Here is a 567-nt window from a genome sequence, read left to right as displayed (position 1 = left end):
CCGGGCCCCTGAGGGGGTCCCGGCCCGCGCCCTTGGTGGCGCCGGTGCGCCGGCTGCCTACACTCCCGCCGCGGCCGGACCCACCCGGCGCGGGCGGAAGAGCAGCGCCGCACCCGCGAGCCCCGCGCTGACGATGGCCAGTCCCACCGCCATCAGTTCGGGCCACATGCCGGCGTCGCCCAAGCCGCTGCCCAGCGGGGCGAGGACACCCGACCGGGACAGCGCGTGCAGAGCGATGATGACCATCGCCGCCGCGGCGCTCACCGTCCAGACCAGGGCGGTGTCGCGCATCGCCAGCCAGCCCGCCAGCAGCAGGTAGATCACGGCGATGGCCATCGAGAGCCCGGCGGCCGCCTGAGCGCCCTGCATGTGTGACGCGTTCACCGGCAGATGGCTCAGACCGCACAGCGCCAGGGCCGCGGCCGCGGGCCAGCGCAGTACGGACCGCAGCACGCCGGGGACCGCGTAGCCCGGCTGCCGGGACGCCTCGGAGGGCGCGCCCCACGGCGGGCCGCCCTGCGGCATGGTGCCGGCGGGCCGCTGGGCCCAGGGCGGGCGGTTGGGGGG

At 78.0% G+C, this 567-nt stretch carries 1 pseudogene; it reads right to left on the bottom strand.

The window, feature by feature from the left end:
- Window positions 1-57: 57 nt before the first annotated feature.
- Window positions 58-567, bottom strand: a pseudogene (locus DY245_RS32720) (hypothetical protein); the annotation flags it as partial.

The sequence above is a fragment of the Streptomyces inhibens genome (genome assembly GCF_003389455.1).
In the GTDB taxonomy this organism is placed as follows: Bacteria; Actinomycetota; Actinomycetes; order Streptomycetales; family Streptomycetaceae; genus Streptomyces; species Streptomyces inhibens.
Note: the sequence above shows the minus strand (reverse complement) of the source record. Positions and strands in the feature narration are given on the sequence as shown.